At 63.7% G+C, this 18,150-nt stretch carries 17 protein-coding genes; 8 read left to right on the top strand and 9 right to left on the bottom strand.

Annotated elements, in window-relative coordinates; genetic code table 11:
• Positions 1 to 17 precede the first annotated feature (17 nt).
• The 3 genes from Q9295_RS04330 to Q9295_RS04340 all read right to left on the bottom strand — a co-directional run bounded on the left by Q9295_RS04330 (position 18) and on the right by Q9295_RS04340 (position 3,766).
• Positions 18 to 1,829 (bottom strand): sensor histidine kinase, encoded by a 1,812-nt coding sequence (locus tag Q9295_RS04330; RefSeq protein ID WP_306679276.1) that lies wholly within the window; start codon positions 1,827 to 1,829, stop codon positions 18 to 20.
• Positions 1,826 to 2,941 carry an FIST N-terminal domain-containing protein gene (locus Q9295_RS04335; RefSeq protein WP_306679351.1) on the bottom strand — a complete coding sequence of 372 codons (1,116 nt, stop codon included), beginning with the start codon at positions 2,939 to 2,941 and terminating at the stop codon, positions 1,826 to 1,828. Before Q9295_RS04335 ends, Q9295_RS04330 begins: the two co-directional genes overlap by 4 nt.
• A 129-nt stretch (positions 2,942 to 3,070) precedes the next feature.
• Complete coding sequence (locus tag Q9295_RS04340; RefSeq protein WP_306679352.1) at positions 3,071 to 3,766, bottom strand: response regulator transcription factor; 696 nt, start codon at positions 3,764 to 3,766, stop codon at positions 3,071 to 3,073.
• Between the two features lie 171 nt (positions 3,767 to 3,937).
• On the opposite strand from Q9295_RS04340, the gene Q9295_RS04345 reads away from it, so the two are divergent.
• Genes Q9295_RS04345 through Q9295_RS04355 form a run of 3 tightly spaced genes read left to right on the top strand, consistent with a single transcriptional unit; the run spans position 3,938 to position 6,113 of the window.
• Positions 3,938 to 4,393, top strand: coding sequence for a lytic transglycosylase domain-containing protein (locus tag Q9295_RS04345; protein ID WP_306679277.1), 456 nt, complete (start codon positions 3,938 to 3,940; stop codon positions 4,391 to 4,393).
• The gene (locus tag Q9295_RS04350) at positions 4,393 to 5,325 is read left to right on the top strand and encodes a diacylglycerol/lipid kinase family protein (protein ID WP_306679278.1); all 933 of its coding nucleotides are present in this window, start codon (positions 4,393 to 4,395) and stop codon (positions 5,323 to 5,325) included. The genes Q9295_RS04345 and Q9295_RS04350 overlap by 1 nt, the downstream gene beginning before the upstream one ends.
• Positions 5,322 to 6,113, top strand: coding sequence for a metallophosphoesterase family protein (locus tag Q9295_RS04355; RefSeq protein WP_306679279.1), 792 nt, complete (start codon positions 5,322 to 5,324; stop codon positions 6,111 to 6,113). Before Q9295_RS04350 ends, Q9295_RS04355 begins: the two co-directional genes overlap by 4 nt.
• 6 nt (positions 6,114 to 6,119) lie before the next feature.
• Here the strand turns inward: Q9295_RS04355 and Q9295_RS04360 are convergent, their stop codons facing one another.
• The 3 genes from Q9295_RS04360 to Q9295_RS04370 all read right to left on the bottom strand — a co-directional run bounded on the left by Q9295_RS04360 (position 6,120) and on the right by Q9295_RS04370 (position 10,995).
• Positions 6,120 to 7,742 carry an alpha-D-glucose phosphate-specific phosphoglucomutase gene (locus tag Q9295_RS04360; RefSeq protein WP_306679280.1) on the bottom strand — a complete coding sequence of 541 codons (1,623 nt, stop codon included), beginning with the start codon at positions 7,740 to 7,742 and terminating at the stop codon, positions 6,120 to 6,122.
• Between the two features lie 440 nt (positions 7,743 to 8,182).
• A complete protein-coding gene (locus Q9295_RS04365) occupies positions 8,183 to 8,575 on the bottom strand; it encodes a Cu(I)-responsive transcriptional regulator (protein WP_306679281.1) in 393 nt (130 codons plus the stop codon).
• A complete protein-coding gene (locus Q9295_RS04370) occupies positions 8,572 to 10,995 on the bottom strand; it encodes a heavy metal translocating P-type ATPase (protein ID WP_306679282.1) in 2,424 nt (807 codons plus the stop codon). The genes Q9295_RS04365 and Q9295_RS04370 overlap by 4 nt, the downstream gene beginning before the upstream one ends.
• Before the next feature lie 142 nt (positions 10,996 to 11,137).
• On the opposite strand from Q9295_RS04370, the gene Q9295_RS04375 reads away from it, so the two are divergent.
• Both Q9295_RS04375 and Q9295_RS04380 read left to right on the top strand, forming a co-directional pair.
• Positions 11,138 to 11,329 (top strand): heavy-metal-associated domain-containing protein, encoded by a 192-nt coding sequence (locus Q9295_RS04375; RefSeq protein WP_306679283.1) that lies wholly within the window; start codon positions 11,138 to 11,140, stop codon positions 11,327 to 11,329.
• Positions 11,330 to 11,754: 425 nt separating this feature from the next.
• Positions 11,755 to 12,102, top strand: a complete 348-nt coding sequence (locus tag Q9295_RS04380; RefSeq protein WP_306679284.1) for a TfoX/Sxy family protein — start codon at positions 11,755 to 11,757, stop codon at positions 12,100 to 12,102.
• Positions 12,103 to 12,125: 23 nt separating this feature from the next.
• Here the strand turns inward: Q9295_RS04380 and ndk are convergent, their stop codons facing one another.
• Complete coding sequence (gene ndk, locus Q9295_RS04385) at positions 12,126 to 12,548, bottom strand: nucleoside-diphosphate kinase (RefSeq protein ID WP_306679285.1); 423 nt, start codon at positions 12,546 to 12,548, stop codon at positions 12,126 to 12,128.
• A gap of 269 nt (positions 12,549 to 12,817) precedes the next feature.
• On the opposite strand from ndk, the gene Q9295_RS04390 reads away from it, so the two are divergent.
• The 3 genes from Q9295_RS04390 to Q9295_RS04400 all read left to right on the top strand — a co-directional run bounded on the left by Q9295_RS04390 (position 12,818) and on the right by Q9295_RS04400 (position 16,000).
• On the top strand, positions 12,818 to 14,668 hold the full coding sequence (locus Q9295_RS04390; protein ID WP_306679286.1) for an ABC-F family ATP-binding cassette domain-containing protein: 1,851 nt from the start codon (positions 12,818 to 12,820) through the stop codon (positions 14,666 to 14,668).
• Positions 14,669 to 14,775: 107 nt separating this feature from the next.
• Positions 14,776 to 15,396 (top strand): MarC family protein, encoded by a 621-nt coding sequence (locus Q9295_RS04395; RefSeq protein WP_306679287.1) that lies wholly within the window; start codon positions 14,776 to 14,778, stop codon positions 15,394 to 15,396.
• A 25-nt stretch (positions 15,397 to 15,421) separates the two neighbouring features.
• Positions 15,422 to 16,000 carry a retropepsin-like aspartic protease family protein gene (locus Q9295_RS04400; protein WP_306679288.1) on the top strand — a complete coding sequence of 193 codons (579 nt, stop codon included), beginning with the start codon at positions 15,422 to 15,424 and terminating at the stop codon, positions 15,998 to 16,000.
• Positions 16,001 to 16,154: 154 nt separating this feature from the next.
• Here the strand turns inward: Q9295_RS04400 and Q9295_RS04405 are convergent, their stop codons facing one another.
• Together Q9295_RS04405 and Q9295_RS04410 are read right to left on the bottom strand one after the other, a co-directional pair.
• Entirely contained in the window at positions 16,155 to 16,622 is a 468-nt protein-coding gene (locus tag Q9295_RS04405) for a DNA polymerase III subunit chi (protein ID WP_306679289.1), read from the bottom strand.
• 3 nt (positions 16,623 to 16,625) lie between these two features.
• On the bottom strand, positions 16,626 to 18,098 hold the full coding sequence (locus tag Q9295_RS04410; RefSeq protein ID WP_306679290.1) for a leucyl aminopeptidase: 1,473 nt from the start codon (positions 18,096 to 18,098) through the stop codon (positions 16,626 to 16,628).
• Positions 18,099 to 18,150: the final 52 nt, after the last annotated feature.

Consider the following 18,150-nt stretch of genomic DNA (forward strand, 5'->3'; position numbering starts at 1 on the left):
CGGCGGGGCGCGGCGCGCTATGAAACCTTGGTCGTAGTTTTCATCATGGCGCGGCCTTCGAGCGGCAAAGTGATGCGGAAGGTGGCGCCGCGTCCGGGGGCGGAGATCAGTTCGAGCGGATGGCCGAGAAGACGGCAGGCGCGCTCCACGATGGCAAGGCCAAGGCCCATGCCTTCGGAGGCAGAGGCGCGGGCGTTAAGCCGTTGGAATTCCGCAAAGATCAGCTCTTGCGCGGCTTCGGGGATGCCGGGGCCGGTGTCGCGCACCTCAAGCCGCAGGGTGCTGCCCCGGCGGCGGACGGCGATCAAAACGCGGCCTTTATCGGTGTAGCGCACCGCATTGGCGATCAGGTTTTGCACGATGCGGCGCAGGTAGCCGGGGTCGGAGAGCACCAAGGCTTCGGCCCCGCGTAGGTAAAGGCCAAGGCCCTTGGCACCGGCGATGGGGGCGAATTCCTCGGCGAGTTGGTCGAGCAAGGGGCCAAGGGCGACGGGCCCAATCGAGAAGGCCAAGCGGCCGGCTTCAAGCTTTGAGATATCAAGCAGCGCGCCCAAGATGCCTTCCACCGATTGCAGGGCGTTTTGGGCTTTGTCCAAGGCGGCCTCGCCGTCCCCGGCGGCTGCGGCGGCGATGTAAAGTTTTGCCGCTGCAAGGGGTTGCAGAAGGTCATGGCTGGCGGCGGCGACAAAGCGGCTGCGGGAGGCATTGGCGCGCTCGGCATCCGCCAGCGCATCTTCCAGCTCTAATGTGCGGGCGCTGACGCGGGCCTCCAGCGTTTCATTGGCGCGGTGCAGCGCGGCCAAAGCGGCGCGTTCGGCGGTGACATCGGTCAGGCTCATCACAAAGCCGCCGTCGGGCAGTTCTTGCGCGAAAACGGTGAGGACAAGCCCGCCGGGGCGCTGGAGGGTGAAGGTCAGCGCGGGGCGGCCCGGTCCCTGCCCGGCCCAAGCCGCCAAGGCCTCGGCGCTGATGCCGGTGAGCTGCATCTGGGATTGGACCCGCGCCAAGACCCGTTCAAAACTGGTGCCGAGGCGCAGTTGCGCCAAAGGGATCATCGCCAGAAAGCCAAGGCGCTGGTTCCAGCCAGCGAGCTGAGCGCTCGCGTCGAAGACGGCGACGCCTTGGTCGAGATGGTCCAAGGTCGCGCGGATCATCTGGGCTTGGTCATCAAGCATCCGCCCGCGTTCCACCCTTTCATTGCGGATGATATCGGTGACATCGGTTTGCAGGACGACGGTGCCGCCCTCGGCGGTGCGGTGTTCGCTGACTTGGATCCAGCGGTCCCAGATCATCCGCACGTTGAAGATGACATGGCGCTCTTGGTGGCGCAGCAGCCGTTGTTCGCGCCATTGCGCGGGGGTTAGCCCCTGCGGCAGTGCCAGATGTGACGAGCGGCTGACGAGGGTGACGTAATCAGCAAAGCCCAGACCGGGGCGGATCTCGTCGCGGATATCGGTCATATGCATCGCAAAGCGCGCGTTGCACAGGATCAGAAGGTCGTCGCGGTCAAAGAGCGCAAAGCCTTCTTGCACGGTCTCGATCGCGCTGGCGAGGTTGGCGCGGGCGGCCTCGGTCTCGGCCATAGCTTCGGCCAGTTTGGCGTTGGAGAGGTTGAGAAGATCGAGCGCATGTTCAAGGTCGCGGGTGCGGTCGCGGACCTGATCTTCCAGCATGGCGGCGCGCTGGAACTGGGCGTAAGCGGCGCCGGACTCGTCGGTGACCGCCTCAACCCGGGCCATCAAAGCGCCAGCGATGGCGAGGAGTTTCTCAACCCTGCGTTCGGGGCCATCGGCGGGGTCGATCAGGGCTTCGGCGAGGGCTTCACTCATGTTGTGACCTCGGGCGCCCAGATCGCCATGCCGGTCATGGTCTGGTTGACATGCATCGCATTGACCTGCTCGCCATAAGTGGAGAAGCCCACCACGCCATGCGCGCGCAAGATGGTGGACACTGCGCTAAAACGTTGATTTTCCTGCGCCTCCATCCGCCGCAAGATGCAATCGCAGGCCAAGATCGCATCGGGCGCGCCCGATTTGCCCATCTCGCGCAAAGCGCCTTCCAGATGGGCGGCGATGTCCTGCGGCTCGGCCAAGGTCAGCACCAGCCCCTCGGCGATGGCGGAGAAGAAGACGAGATCGCCGTTCGGCTCCATCCGCTGGATGGCGCGGACATGCGGGCGGCCGCCGACGCGCACGACCAAGGGATGCGCGGCGAAGGTGAAGGCGGTCAGCTGCTCGGGGTCTTTGCCCAAGAGGCGGGCATATTCGCGGGCGGCGGGTTCGGCGTTGATGCTGCGCACGATGCGGCGGGCGGGGTCGGCGCCGGTCACGACCATGCGCCGCGCGGTGGGCACGAGATGGTCCAGGCTGAAGACTTTGACCCGGCAGGCCGAGCGCGCCATGAGGACCACGGCGGCATGGTCATGAACCTGCCCGTCCCACAGGAGTTTGGCTTGGCCAAAGCGGGTGCCATCCCCGGCCGAACCGCCGAACAGCGGCACCGGGCCAAGGCCGGGGGCAAGGGCGGCGGTCAAAGCATCCTCACGCGTTGAGGTGCCATCGACCATCAGAAAAGCAAATTCGGTTTCCCATTCGGGGCGGGCTTGCGCGAGTTTGGAACGCGCGCGGATGAGGCCGCCAATCAGCGCTTGCGGGTCGAGCGCGCTGAGGTCCGGCACGGGTAGGATCTCAGTTGCGAACATCGCTTGCGGCAGGCCGATGGCAAGGATGGTGTCCTCGGCATAGCCCTCGGCGGTGATCTCTCCGGCCGTTGTGCAGCCCAAGACGGGGGCGCTGAAAAGCGCGGCCCCGGCGGCCAGAGCCTCAAGATCGGCCTCGGGCGCGGCGAAAAGCACCACGGCGGCGAAGGGACCGGGGCCAAGCCCGCGCTGCAAAAGCGCCATGGCGTCCTTGGCCCGCGCCGAGACGCTGGCGCGCGGCATCACCGTGGCAAAGCGCAAGTCCCTCATCAGCCGCCCTCCCCGGTGCTGCGAGCCTTCACGGGGGCAAGCCTAAGACGGAAGCGCGCTTTGCGCCAAGCGCAACCTGAAGGGCGTGGGGCGAAAAGGCGTTCAGCCCGCCTCGGGCACCAATGCGGCGAAGCTGGCCTCTTTGGCCAAAAGCACCGCTTGCGTGCGGCTTTGCACGCCCAATTTGCGCATCGTGGCGGTGACATGGGCTTTGACGGTGGTCTCAGCGATCGACAGTTCCCATGCGATTTGCTTGTTGAGCCGCCCTTCGCAAATGAGCTGCAGAATCCGCGCTTGTTGCTTCGTCAGCGCGCTGAGGCGTTGGATGGCGTCCTCTTGGCGGCTGACCAGGCCGCAGAGACCGGGCGGTTGATAGCCCTCGGGGAGCCAAGTTTCGCCAGAGCGCAGGGCTTCAAAGGCGGCGCGAAACACCTCACGCCGGGAATGTTTCGGCACGAAAGCCGCTGCGCCCGCCGCCATGCAGGCGGTGATGACCCGGTCCTCGGCCATTGAGGAGACCACCACAACCGGCACCCGTGCCGCCGTTTGGCGCAAGCGCAACAGCCCCTCAAGCCCCTCAACATCCGGCAAATGCAGATCCAGCACGATCACATCGGGGGCAGGCCCCTGCCCCAGCCGCGCCAAAGCGGCATCAAGCCGGTCGGCCGTGTCAATCCGCGCGATCCCCACCACCGCCTTCAGCGTCATCGCCAAAGCGTCGCAGAACAAAGGATGGTCATCAATGATCAGCGCCAGATCTAGCGCGACGGGCTGGCTTTGCGGCTGGCCTTCGAACATCACGCGCGGCCTCCCCTCCGCTTAAAGAAAGGCTAACACCGGCGCGGCGCTGTCGCTATAGCGCAAAAGTCCAACTTCCGCCGATGCTTTGGGCAAGGCTTGCCCCAAGGCTTGCTCGTGCCGCGCGCGCGCCCTATCCCTTGGCAAAATGCCAAGATCCAAAGGCCTCTGATGCTTCTCAACCGCCGCTTTCTTCTTCTCGCCCCCTTGGCTCTGGCCGCTTGTGGCGCAGGCAAAAGTGACCCCGCCCCTAAGGGCCTGCATAGGGGCGAGACGCCGGAAATGCGGGCCTTGATCCGCAAATATGCCAAAATACACGATATTCCGGAAAGCCTGCTGCATCGGGTGATCCAGCGCGAAAGCGGTTATAATGCGGGGGCGCGCAATGGCCCCTATTACGGGCTGATGCAGATCATGCCGCAAACCGCCCATACGATGGGGTATCGCGGCGCGCCCGAGGGGCTCTTGGACGCCGAGACCAACCTGCAATATGCTGGCAAATATCTGCGCGGTGCCTGGCTGGTGTCGCGTGGCAGCGAAGAGCGCGCGGTCAGCTGGTATGCCAAGGGCTATTATTACGAGGCTAAGCGCTTGGGCCTGTTGAAAGAAACCGGGCTGCGCAGCTGATGGGCAAAGATGACGCCCAGATCTGCGTCATCGCCAACCCCGCCTCGGGGACCGTTGCGCGCAACCCAGACGCTTTGACCCGCGCGATGGAGGTGTTCGGCACGGCCGCCGAGCTGCGCCCCTTCAAGGGCGATCCGGCCAAAACCGCCGAAGCCGCCGCGCGCGAAGGGTTCAAGATCATCGTCGCCGCGGGCGGCGATGGCACGGTGGCCGGGGTGGCCCATGCTTTGGCAGGGACGGATGCCGCCTTGGCCGTCTTGCCCTTGGGCACGTTCAATTATTTCGCGCGCGGCCTTGCCATGCCCGAAGACCCTGCTTTGGCCGCCGCGGCCATCCTTCAGGGCGCGCCACATCCGATTAAAGTCGGCACGCTGAATGGCCGCGTCTTTCTCAATAATGTGGCGATTGGGCTTTACCCGGCGATCCTAGAGGAACGCGAGGCGGCCTATGCCCGCTGGGGCCGATCGCGGCTTTTGGCGCATTTGGCGTCCTTGCGCACGATTTTGCGGTTTCAAAAGCCGCACCGAATGCGGCTTAAGCTCGACGACACCGAGCAGCTGATCCGCACGCCGATGCTTTTCGTGGCGCGCTCGGCCTATCAGTTGGACCAGTTTGGGCTGAATGGCGGCGAGGCGATCTCGGACGACCGTTTTGCCTTGTTCTTGGCGCCACAGCAAACCCGGCTTGGGTTCTTGCGGTTGGCGCTGCGGCTGATCTCCAAACGGGTGGATCATGGGCGCGATGTGATGGTGGCAACGCCCGCACGGATCGAGGTGCAGATTCCAAGGCGGCGGCGGATCTCGGTCGCCTTGGACGGCGAGCAGTTGACCATGCAACTGCCCTTGGAGATCGCCCTTGCACCCGACCGTTTGCAGGTGATTTTGCCACCGCAAAAGGCAGGACAGATGGGCGGCTCTGAGGCGGCTGTATGACCCGGATCCTGCATCTCTCGGATCTGCATTTCGGCACTTTGGAGCCGGGGATTGAGGGCAAGGCCTTGGCCCTTGCCAAGCACCTTAGGCCCGATGCCACGGTGATTTCAGGCGATATGACACAACGCGCAAGGGCCGAGCAATTCCGACAAGCCCAAGCCTTCGCCGCCAAGCTGCCCCAGCCCGTTCTGGCGGTTCCCGGCAATCACGACGCGCCGCTTTACAATCTTTTCCAACGGCTTACCGCGCCCTATGCCGGTTTTGCCCGCACCTTCGGGGCCGAGTTGGAGCCGTGTTTGCATATCCCCGGAGCGGTTTTGCAAGGGGTGAACACCGCCGATCCCTACGCTTGGAAACGGGGCCGGCTGCGCACTGGCTCGCTTGCTCGGATGCAGCAAAATTTCGCCGCCGCCCCGGCGGAGTATTGGCGCGTCGCGGTGCTGCATCACGCCCCCGTTCCCGCCGCCGACAACACCCCCGCCGATATCGCCGATGCCCCGCGCGCTTTGCGCGATCTGGGGCAAACCGGCGCGCAGATCGTGCTGTCCGGCCATACCCATATGCCGCATTGGGGCATGGCCGAGACCGCACAGGGCATGCTTTTCGTGCAAGTCGGCACCGCGATCTCCACCCGCCGCAAGACCGAGGCCAATGACATTGGCCTGCTGGAATTGGACCCTTGGGGCGTCACCTTGCGGACATGGCTGGCCCTGCCCGGTCAAGACTTCCGCGAAGGCCCGCAGGCGCGGTTTCGCTATGAGGGGCAGCATTGGGTGAAAGAGGGGTAAACGACCTCAGGTCACCACATCGGGCGCGCTGCGGCCGGTGAATCCGGTGATATCCGCAATGCGATGCGCCGCCGAGATCACGCCAGCCAGTGCCGCTTGCGGCTCCTCCGACAGCCCCTTTGGACCGGGCTCGAACCGCTCAAGATAAAGCCGCAACGTGGCCCCTTCCGTACCGGTGCCAGAGAGCCGGAACACCGCCCGCGCGCCGCCTTCAAAAAGCACCCGCACGCCTTGCTTGGTGGAAACCGAACCATCGACCGGGTCTTCATAGGCGAAATCATCCGCCGCCTCGACGGTAAGCCCGTCGAAATTTTGCCCCTTCAACTTAGCCAGTTTGGCCCGCAAAGCTGTGAACATCGCCTCAGCCGCCTCACTCGGGATCGCCTCAAAATCGTGGCGGCTGTAGTAGTTGCGGCCAAAGCGCTGGAAATGCTCGGCCAAGATCTGCGCCACACTCTGGCGACGCTTGGCAAGGATGTTGAGCCACAAAAGCACCGCCCAAAGCCCATCCTTCTCGCGCACATGGTCCGAGCCGGTGCCAAAGCTTTCCTCACCACAAATGGTGGCGCGGCCCGCGTCGAGGAGATTGCCGAAGAACTTCCACCCCGTCGGCGTCTCATAATGCGGCAGACCCAAAGCTTGCGCCACGCGGTCGGCGGCGGCCGAGGTCGGCATCGAGCGCGCAATGCCCTTAAGACCCGCTTTGTACCCCGGCGCCAGAGGCGCATTGGCCGCCAGAACCGCCAAAGAATCCGAAGGCGAGACATAGATCCCGCGTCCCACCACCATATTGCGATCACCATCGCCATCCGAGGCAGCCCCAAAGTCGGGAGCATTTTCGCTAAACATCTCGTCCATCAAGCCCGCTGCCCAAGTCGGATTGGGGTCGGGATGCATGCCGCCAAAGTCGGGCAGAGGCGTGGCATTGATCACGGTGCCTTTGGCAGCGCCCAGACGGTTTTCAAGGATTTCAACGGCGTAAGGGCCGGTCACCGCGCACATGCTGTCCATGCGCATCCGAAATCCGCCCGCGAACAGCGCCCGGATCGCCGGGAAGTCAAAAAGGCTTTCCATCAACGCGGCATAATCGGCCACCGGGTCGACCACATCGACGATCATGCCGCCAAGCTCAGACCGCCCGATCCGCGACAGATCGACGTCCTGCGCCTCAAGCAGGTGGTATTCGGTCAGTTCAAGCGAGCGGCGATACATCGCCTCCGTCACCGCCTCGGGGGCCGGGCCGCCATTGGCCATGTTGAACTTCACCCCGAAATCCTCGTCCGGACCGCCGGGGTTGTGCGAGGCGGACATGATCACCCCGCCATCGGTTTTGTGCAGCCTAATCAAATGGCTGGCAGCCGGAGTGGAGAGGATCGCCCCCTGCCCAACAATCACCCGTGCCGCCCCATTCGCCGCCGCCATGCGCAAGATCACCTGCGCCGCGCGGTCGTTGAAGTAGCGCCCATCGCCGCCCAGAACAAAGGTTTTGCCCTTGGCCCCCACCACATCGAAGAGCGATTGGATGAAGTTTTCCAGATAATGCCGCCCCATGAAGACGGCGGTTTTCTTGCGCAGCCCCGAGGTGCCGGGCTTTTGGCCAGCGATCGGGGTCGTTGCGACAGATGTCATGGCTCTTTCTCCAAAGGCGCATAAATACCCTGCGCGCTGCAGCAAAACGAAACGGGCTGGCACTGCGGCGAACGGCATATCCCTGTCGTCCTCGGACCGCGTGCTGTCAAGGTTCATCGCTTCAGCCTGGCACGTCCCGGCAAGGAAAAGGACAGGGCGGATGTGCAATGAAAGATGCCGAAAAGCGGCGGCACAGCATCTGCCCTCATCGCCAGAATGCCCCCGCGCTGAACCATCGCCTCAGCTGCCCCGAACTGAAACCCTTTCATCTTGAGCGAAATACTCCGGGGGGTGCGGGGGGCTGGCCCCCCGCCTCCTTCGCCGACCCATCTCCTCAGCCCCCCTGCCCGCCGATCCAAGCCGTCGTCGGCCTTCGACCGGAAACGCCTATCAAGGCAAATCGGACGCTCTCTTTTGCGAAACAGCAAGGGTGACGCGACTTAGCGCGCGGGGCTGGCCAGCCCTGAAAGGATCGGACAATCGGGTCGTGCATCGCCGCAACAAGCGCCGACCAGATCGCTCAGCACCCTCTGCATCGCCCGCAATTCGCTTAACTTCGCAGCGATCTGCTCAAGATGCCGCTCGGCCAAGGCTTTCACATCGGCACTCGCCCGCGCTTTGTCTTCGTAAAGCGCCAGCAAGGCGCGGCAATCCTCAATCGAGAAGCCAAGCCCGCGCGCACGACCGATGAAGGCAAGCTTGTGCAGATCGGTCTCGCGAAAATGCCGGTAGCCATTGGCGCCGCGCTGCGGATGGATGAGGCCGATCTCCTCATAATATCGGATGGTTTTGGCCGGCAGCCCAGCCCGCGCGCCCACCTCTGAGATGTTCATGACAGACCTCCTTCACGGCCAAACCGCCGCAATCGCAACGCATTGCCTAAGACAAAGACCGAAGACAAAGCCATCGCCCCCGCCCCGAGCATTGGCGACAGCTGCGGCCCGCCAAAGGGCACCAAAGCCCCCGCCGCAACCGGGATCAGCGCGATGTTATAGCCAAAGGCCCAAGCCAGATTTTGCCGGATGTTGCGCATCACTGCCCGGCTCAGCCGCACCGCCGCCGCCACCGCGCGCGGATCGCCGCGCATCAAGACCACCTCACCGGCCTCGATCGCCACATCGGTGCCACCGCCCATCGCAATGCCAACATCCGAGGCCGCAAGCGCCGGGGCATCATTGATGCCGTCCCCCACAAAGGCGCCGCCGTTTTGCTGCAATATCTGCAGCTTACCTGCGGGCAAAACCTCACCATGCACCTCATCAATGCCAAGCTGCCGCGCCACTTTTTGCGCTGCTGCCCGGCTGTCGCCCGAGACGAGTGCCGTGCGCAGTCCCATATCATGGAGTGCCGCAATCGCCTCGGCTGCGCCCGGTTTCAGCGGGTCTGCCGTCAGAATCAGCCCCGACACCACACCCTCCCGCGCAACGTAGAGCAAGCTCTCTCCTCGCTCGGCCGCTTCCTGCGCCAGAAGCGCCAGATCCGCTGGGATGTTCTCAAACATCCGCGCGGCACCAACGGCGACCTCTGCCCCCTCGATCTGCGCCAAAGCGCCGTACCCCGGGCGGGCCGTGAAGCCTTCTGCGATGGGCAGATTATGGCCCTTCGCGGCCTCAAGAACAGCGGCGGCCAAGGGATGCTCGCTGCCCGCCTCGACCGCGGCGGCCATCGGCAGCACCCAATCGGGGCCATGCACGGCAACGACTTGCGGGCGGCCCATGGTCAACGTGCCGGTTTTGTCAAAGCTGACGCTCCGGATATCTGAGAGCTGCTGCAAGGCATCGCCGCGGCGGAACAGCACGCCCATCTCAGCCGCGCGGCCGGTGCCGACAAGGATCGAGACCGGCACCGCCAGCCCCATAGCGCAAGGGCAAGCGATGATCAGCACCGCCACTGCCGCCACCATGGAGCGCGCGATATCGCCAGTAAGTGCCAGCCAAATCAACGCGGTAAAGAGGGCCACCGCCATAACGGCAGGCACGAACCACAGGGTCACCCGGTCGACCAAAGCCTGCACCGGCAGCTTGGCGCCTTGCGCCTCTTCCACCATCGCAACAATTCGGGCCAGCGTGGTCTCGGCCCCGACCGCCGTCACCTGCACCACCAAAGCGCCAGTGCCATTGACGGTGCCTGCGGTGACCTTATCGCCGGGGCCTTTGGCTTGCGGCACAGGCTCCCCCGTCAGCATCGCCTCATCCACCGCCGAGCGGCCACTGATGACCGTGCCATCCACAGGCACCCGCTCACCGGGGCGCAAAGCGATGCGCTGGCCGGGGGTGAGGCTGGCCACCGCCACCTCCTCGCCGCTCTCAAGCCGGGCAAACCGCGGCTGGAGGCCGATCAGCTTAGCGATTGCCGCCCCGGCCCGGCCCCGCGCCCGCGCCTCTAAAGCGCGGCCCAGAAGGATCAAGGTGATGATGACGGCAGCCGCCTCGAACCAAACCGCGCGGTTCTCAGCCGGGATCAACGCGGGCGCAATGAGCACCAGCGTGGAAAAGCCCCAAGCGCTGAGCGTGCCAAGCGCCACCAAAGCATTCATCTCAGGCGCGCCGCGCAGCAAGGCGGGGATGCCTTTGGTGAAAAACCGCCGCCCGGGCAGCGCCAAAACCAGCGTGGCGAGCAGGAATTGTGCAAGCCAGAGCGGGGTTTGGCCGATGCTGGCATAAAGCCAATGGTGAAAAGCCGGGATCAAATGCCCCGTCATCTCGGTCAGGAAGATCGGCAGCGTCAAAGCGGCGGCAAGGGTGAAATCGCGCCAAAGCTGGCGCTCTTCATTGCCCGCCCTGTTATCGGAGCCAACCGGCGCCGCTTCGGGCGCGACAGCCGAAGCCGCAAAGCCCGCCGCAGTCACGACCTTCGCCAAAGCCTGCGGATCAAGCCGCTCCCAGCCGCTGACCTCAACCCGGCGGGTTGCCAGATTGGCCCGCGCCGTGGCGACGCCGGGTTGCGCTTGCAAGACCCGCTCCACCCGCCCGGTGCAAGAGGCGCAACTCATGCCCTCGACGTTCAGATTTAGCGTTTCGGTCTGGCTGGGATAACCCGCATCCGCCAGCACCTGCGCCATCTGGGCACGCGTGGCGGGGGCGGTGAAAGCAACCTCGACCCGGCCAGTGGAGAAATTGGCCGCAGCGGCGCGCACGCCGTCAAGCGCGGTCAACGCCCGCTCGACCCGGCCCACGCAAGAGGCGCAGCTCATGCCCTCCAGCGCGAAGCGTGCGGTCTGCAGGTCGGGGGCGGACGTGAGGGGGCGCGACATGTTTGATCTCCTTGCCCAAAGCCAGATAAGGCTTCCAGTGACGGGAAGGTCAAGCCCGCCGCGCGATATTTCTGCGCGCCCGCAGCCCCTCTTGACCTTTGCCGCGATCAGGCGCCGATATGGCCCGACAAGGAGAGATCACATGACCACATTTTCGGTGCCAGAAATGAGCTGCGGCCATTGCAAAGCCAGCGTTGAGGCGGCTTTGGCCCCCATCAGCGCGACGGTGCGGGTGGATCTGGAGCAGCGCCGCGTGACCACAGAAGGTGCAGAAGCGGCGGCCGTGATCTCGGCGCTGGCGGCGATTGGTTTTCCGGCGCAACCGCTTGGCTGAAGGGATTTCACCCCGATGCTGGGACATTTAACTGTTGGGAAATAAATGTGCCAAAGCTGTGACTTATGTCGCACATGTGAAAGAAGAGCCGCATCAAGGCCACCGATCCACCCTTGCTGCGGCCCCACCTTCGGCGCAAAGAGGCCTGCAATGACATCAGAGCCGAAGGCAGAGCAGTCAAATGGCCACAGCATCGCAACAGCAAGGTGACCTCCCGTCGCCCGCACAAGCCCCGCAACAGCAAGGCAGCATGCCCAAACCCACGGGCAAGCCGGTGTTCAAGGACTGGGCCTCGATCTAAGGCGCCCCCATTTCTCATTTTGGATGTGCAGAACCCGCTCGGGCCTGCGGTCTTGCGGCAGCAGCCGAGTGCGTTAGGCTAAGGCCCTGCCCGTCTAGCGCCCTGGTTCTCTATGCCCAGCGATATGCCCACTGATCCCCCCGATCCGATCTCGGCCATCCGCAATCTTGGCCCCGCCTCTGAGGCCAATTTTGCCAAGGCAGGCATCCATACCGCCAGCGCCTTGCGGGCTTTGGGCGCGGATGAGGCCTATGCGCGCCTGCTTGCCTCGGGCACAGCGCCGCATTTCATCAGCTATTACGTCTTGGTCATGGCGCTGCAAGGTCGGCCTTGGAATGACGCCAAAGGCGCCGAGAAATTGGCTCTGCGCGCAAAATTTGACGCGATCAAAGCGGCAATGGGGCCAAAAGATAAGGGCCGCTCCGATCTGGAAGCGGCCCTTTCTATGATTGGCGTGGTGGAGCGGCGCTGAGGCCGCCCGACCTTAAAGGGCGATCAGCCCACCAGCTCGAGGCCGGAGAAGAAGAAGGCGATCTCACGGGCGGCAGCAGCTTCGCTGTCCGAACCATGGGCCGAGTTTTCGCCTTTGGACAGAGCGAATTCTTTACGGATGGTGCCTTCAGCGGCTTGAGCCGGGTCGGTTGCGCCCATGACTTCGCGGTTTTTCGCGATGGCGCCTTCGCCTTCCAGAACTTGCAGAACCACCGGCTCGGAGATCATGAAAGCGACGAGCTCGCCGAAGAAGGGGCGCTCTTTGTGCTCAGCATAGAACTCGCCAGCTTGGGCAGCGGTCAGTTGCACGCGCTTGGAAGCGACGACGCGCAGGCCGGCTTCTTCAAACTTGGCAACGATCTTGCCGGTCAGGTTGCGCTTGGTGGCGTCTGGTTTGATGATCGAAAGGGTCCGTTCGATGGCCATCTGAGGCTCTCCATATCAGGGGCCAGTCAAAGGCCCAATTGCATGGCGGGCTGCTAGCACGGGGCGCGGATAAAGAAAAGTGTTCCGAAAGGCGGCGCAGGCGTCTTTCGATGACAGTTTCTTAAATCGGGACTTTGAATGGGAGCTCTGCCGCCGCCGCGCGTGCCGCGCGCCTCCCCCGGGATATTTAGGGTTCTGAAAGAGGGGAATGGCGCTTTGAGGCGCTGCGGGGCGTTGACCTTGGCGCGCGCCTGCGGCAAGGCGTGGCCATGCTGCGCATTGATGATATCACCTATAATGTCGAAGGCCGCCCCCTCTTTGAAGGGGCCTCGGCCACCATTCCCACCGGCCATAAGGTTGGTCTTGTCGGGCGCAATGGCGCGGGCAAGACGACGTTGTTCCGGCTGATCCGGCGCGAGCTGGCTTTGGAGGGCGGCGACATCTCGATCCCGTCCCGGGCGCGGATCGGCGGCGTGGCGCAAGAGGTGCCCTCGTCCGAGACCTCGCTGATCGACACGGTGCTGGCCGCCGATACCGAGCGGGCCGAGCTTTTGGCCGAGGCCGAGACCGCGACCGATCCGCACCGGATTGCCGAAGTGCAGGCGCGGCTGGCCGATATCGACGCTTGGTCGGCTGAGGGGCGCGCTTCCGCTATTCTGCGCGGCCTTGGCTTTGATGCCGAAAAACAACTGATGCCCTGCTCGGCGTTTTCGGGCGGCTGGCGGATGCGGGTGGCTTTGGCGGGGGTGCTTTTCGCCCAGCCCGATTATTTGCTCCTCGACGAGCCGACCAACTATCTTGACCTTGAAGGTGCGCTTTGGCTTGAAGCTTACCTGCAAAAATACCCCCATACTGTGCTCATCATCAGCCACGACCGCGGGCTTTTGAACCGCGCCGTGCAGGGGATATTGCATCTTGATAACCGCAAGCTGACCTATTGGCAGGGCAATTACGACCAATTCGCCCGCCAGATGGCCGAGCGCCGCGCCGTTCTTCAGGCCGAGGCCAAGAAGGTTGACGCTCAGCGTGCTCATTTGCAGGCCTTCGTGGACCGCTTTAAAGCCAAGGCCTCCAAGGCCGCGCAGGCGCAGTCCCGCGTGAAAATGCTGGAAAAGCTGACCCCGATCACCGCGCCGGAAGATGCCAAGAAGGTGGTCTTCACCTTCCCCGAGCCCGAAGAGCTCTCGCCCCCGATCATCAGCATGGAGGGCACCTCGGTCGGCTATGGCGGCCCGGCGGTTTTGAAAAAGCTCTCGCTCCGCATCGACCAAGACGACCGGATCGCGCTTTTGGGCCGCAACGGTCAGGGCAAATCGACGCTCTCGAAGCTCCTCGCTGGCAAGCTGGAGCCGATGGAGGGCAAGGTCGTGCGCTCTTCCAAGCTGCGCATCGGCTATTTCGCCCAGCATCAGGTGGATGAGCTGCATCTCGATGAGACACCGCTTCAGCACATCATGCGGCTGCGCCCGACCGAGGGCCAGCCGAAACTGCGCGCGCGCCTTGCGGGCTTTGGCCTGATGGCCGATCAAGCTGAAACCGCGGTTGGTCGCCTCTCGGGTGGCCAAAAGGCGCGGCTCTCGCTGTTGATGGCCACAATCGACGCGCCGCATCTTCTGATCCTCGACGAGCCGACCAACCACCTTGATATCGAATCGCGTGAGGCTTTGGTTGAGGCCCTCACCGCCTATTCCGGTGCCGTGATCCTTGTCAGCCACGATATGCACCTTTTGGGGCTGGTTGCGGACCGGCTTTGGCTGGTCAAAGGCGGCTCGGTCGCGCCCTATACCGAGGACCTTGAGGCTTACCGCAAGCAGCTTTTGCAAGGTGAGGAAGAGGTCAAGCCCGTCGCGAAAGCGGTTGAAAAGCCCAAACGCGCCAGCCGCGATGAGATCCTTGCCCTTCGCGCCGAGGTGCGCAAAAGCGAAGAGCGGCTCGCCAAAATCAACGATATGCGCGACAAGCTGGCGAAAAAACTTGCCGATCCAGAGCTTTACGAAGGCGCCCGCAAGGGTGAGCTTGAGGTTTGGAACAAGAAATACGCCGAGTTAATGGAAGCCATGGACCGGGCCGAGGCGTTGTGGCTGGACGCTCAATCGAAGCTGGAGAAGGCCGAGGCCTAATCCTCCCAGCCCCTGACCGCGCGTCAGGGGCGTTCCTGCGGGCCGAAAGCCGCTTCCCCTGCCCCCCGCCTTGGCGCTAGGCTGCGCCCAACCCAAGCGGAGCGATCATGCCCGAAATCGCCTTTCTGATCACCGCCTTTGCCACGCTTTTCGTGGTGATTGACCCGCCGGGTCTGGTGCCGATGTTCATCGCCCTCACCCGCGGCATGTCGGCCGAGCGGCGCCGCGCCATGGCGCAACGCGCCTGTCTGATCGCCACCGCGCTGCTCACACTCTTTGGCCTTTTCGGCGAGTCGATCCTTGGCTTCATCGGCATCTCGATGCCCGCCTTCCGCATCGCCGGCGGCATCCTGCTCTTCCTCACCGCCCTCGACATGCTCTTCGAGCGCCGCACCCAAAGGCGCGAGGGCCAACAGGCCGACCCCGATCACGACCCTTCGGTCTTCCCGCTCGCCACGCCGCTTATTGCTGGCCCGGGCGCCATTGCGACGATGATCCTTCTTGTCGGCCAATCCGGCCCCGGTTGGATTGGAACCACATGGGTGGTTGGGCTGTTGCTGGTGATGATGGCAACAACTTTCGCTTTCCTGCTGCTGTCGAACTGGTTCGAGCGGATGCTCGGCCGCACCGGGGTGATCGTGATCACCCGCCTTTTGGGCATGCTCTTGGCTGCGCTTTCTGTGCAATTCGTCATCGACGGCGTCAAACAAACCGGCCTGATCGGTTAAACTCTCACCAACCGAAGGGCCACGCATGGACGGCGACAGCATTGCAAGACTTGGCTATCTGGCGCTTCTTTTGGCAGCGGTCGGCGGTTGGGTGATCGTCGAATATCGCAGCCGTATGGGCCAAGCTCTGCGCGTCGCCGCCGCTTGGGGCCTCATCATCCTTGGACTGATGGCCGCCTATGGGCTTTGGAACGACATCCGAGGCCCCGAGCGCCCGCAGGCCCAAGTGACCACCGAAAATGGCAAGGTCGAGCTGAAACGCGGCGCCGATGGCCATTACTATGCCACGCTGCGGATCAATGGCCATGACATCTTCTTCATGGCCGATACCGGCGCCTCGATGATGGTGCTGACCCAACGCGACGCGCAGGCGCTTGGCTTCGATCCTGAGGACCTGCTCTACCTCGGCCAAGCCTCCACCGCCAATGGCACCGTGCGCACCGCCCATGTCACTTTGGATGAGGTGACGCTCGGCCCCTTCACCGACCCGAACGTCTCGGCTTGGGTCAATGAAGGCGCGCTCGATATCTCACTTCTCGGCATGGAATATCTGGGCCGCTTTAGGATCGAGATCACCGGCGACCGCATGATCCTTTCGCGCTAAGCCAGCGAAACCCAAAACCATTTCATCTTGACTTAAATACTCTCTTCGCTCCGCTCAGAATGAAATTCTGGGCGGAGCGCATCTCCGCAGCCGGTTGAGCCGCAAGGCGCAGATGCAAGATAAAACCCTTGCGCCGGAACGGCGCTCCGCTGGATCAGGCCTTCGCCGCAGCTTCTGCCTTCAGATCCCAACGACCGCTTTCGTCGTTCCAATATTGCGCCGCAAGCCCGGCGGCAGTCACCGCCTTCCACTGCATCCGCGCCTCTTGCACCTGGGTCTGATCGCGCCCGTCAAAGACCAGCCAAATCCGCTCCAGCGCCGCCGCCTCTGCCGCATCGACCGGCAAAGGCCCCATCAGTAAAAGACATTGCGCCGCATTGCCGACCGGACCCGCGCCCAAAAGCACCGGCTGATCGGAGTCCTGCGCGCCGCCCTCAAGGCCATGTGGCACAATCCCCGCGCCGCTATGCTGCCAAAGCCGATTGTCCAACCGCTCCAAAACCGCCCGCTCGGGGTGGCGGATCATCACCCGCCAGCCCTGCCCCAAGGCGCGCGGCACCAGCATGTCGATCACCTCGTCCATGCTGTGCCGCTGCAAATGGTAAAAGTTAACGCTGGCCAAGGTTTACTTTTGCTCAAACTTGTCGCGGATCAGCCGGTTCAGCGCCATCACACCCCAGCCGGTGGCACCCTTCGGCGCCAAAGCCGTGTCGGATTTCAGCAAAGCCGTGCCCGCGATGTCGAGATGGCACCAAGGCATGCCCTCTTTCACGAAACGCTGCAAGAATTGTGCCGCCGTGATCGCCCCACCATCGCGGCCACCCACGTTCATCATATCAGCAATCCGCGACTTCAGCTTGGCATCATAAGCCTCGCCCATCGGCATCCGCCAAGCGCCCTCGCCCTCGGCCCCGGCCGCTTTCAAGAAAGCGTTGCAAAGGTCATCATCGTTCGAGAAGACGCCAGTATTCTCATGCCCCAAAGCGATGATGATCGCCCCGGTCAGGGTGGCAAGGTTGATCATCCCCGCAGGCTTAAAGCGCTCTTGCGCATACCACAGCACATCGGCCAGCACCAAACGGCCCTCGGCATCGGTGTTGATGACCTCGATCGTGTCACCTTTCATGGACTTCACCACATCGCCCGGACGCTGCGCCTTGCCGTCGGGCATATTCTCGACAAGCCCCACGAGGCCCACGACATTGGCCTTGGCCTTGCGCAAAGCCAAAGTGCGCATGACGCCAGCCACAACGCCCGCGCCGCCCATATCCATGGTCATCTCTTCCATGCCACCAGCCGGCTTGATCGAGATGCCGCCGGTGTCGAAGACCACGCCTTTGCCGATCAGCGCGAAGGGCGCCTCATCCTTGGCGCCGCCCTTCCATTGCATGACCACAACCTTGGACGGGCTTTCCGAGCCCAAGCCGACGCCCAGCAAAGCGCCCATGCCCAGCTTGGCCAATTCGGCCTCTTCCAAGATCTCGACCTCAAGGCCCAGCTCTTGCATCGCGGCAAGACGGGCGGCAAAATCGTCTGTGGTCAAGACGTTGGCTGGCTCATTCACCAGATCGCGGGTGAAGAATACGCCCTCCGCCACTGCCGCCATCGGCGCCGCTTCCGCGGCCACCGCTTCGGGGTTGGCCACCATCATCTCGACCGCGCCACGCACAGGCTGCGCGCCGGTTTTATGCGGGGTGAACTCATAAGCGCGCATCGCCAGACCAAAGGAGATCTCCGCCGCGCGCGCATGGTTCTCTGCCATCACCAGCAAATCAGCCGAGGCGAGACCGCGCCCGATCGCGCCACCCGCCTTGCGGGCCGCAGCAACATCCGCGCGTTTTGCCAGCCGCACCAGCTGCAAGCTTTCTGCCGCCAGACCGGCCGGGAAGGCCAGATCCAAAGCATCGCCCGCCTTCAGCTTGCCAAAAGCCTCAGAGCCCAAGGCGCGGCTCAACGCCCCTTTCATCGCCCGGTCCAGCTTACGCGCGGCAGGGCTCAGCGCTTCCGGGCCATCGGCCAGAACCGCAATGCGGCCCGGATGGCTCGTAAGCCGGTCAAGGTCAGTTTGGGCAAAACGGATCGGAGCGGGATGAGTCATGGGTCGCCTTCGCATCTGGGGATCGCCCCGACCACCAAAGCGGATCGGCGGG

Origin of the sequence: Pseudogemmobacter lacusdianii (genome assembly GCF_030848395.1) — a bacterium.
GTDB lineage: Bacteria > Pseudomonadota > Alphaproteobacteria > Rhodobacterales > Rhodobacteraceae > Pseudogemmobacter > Pseudogemmobacter lacusdianii.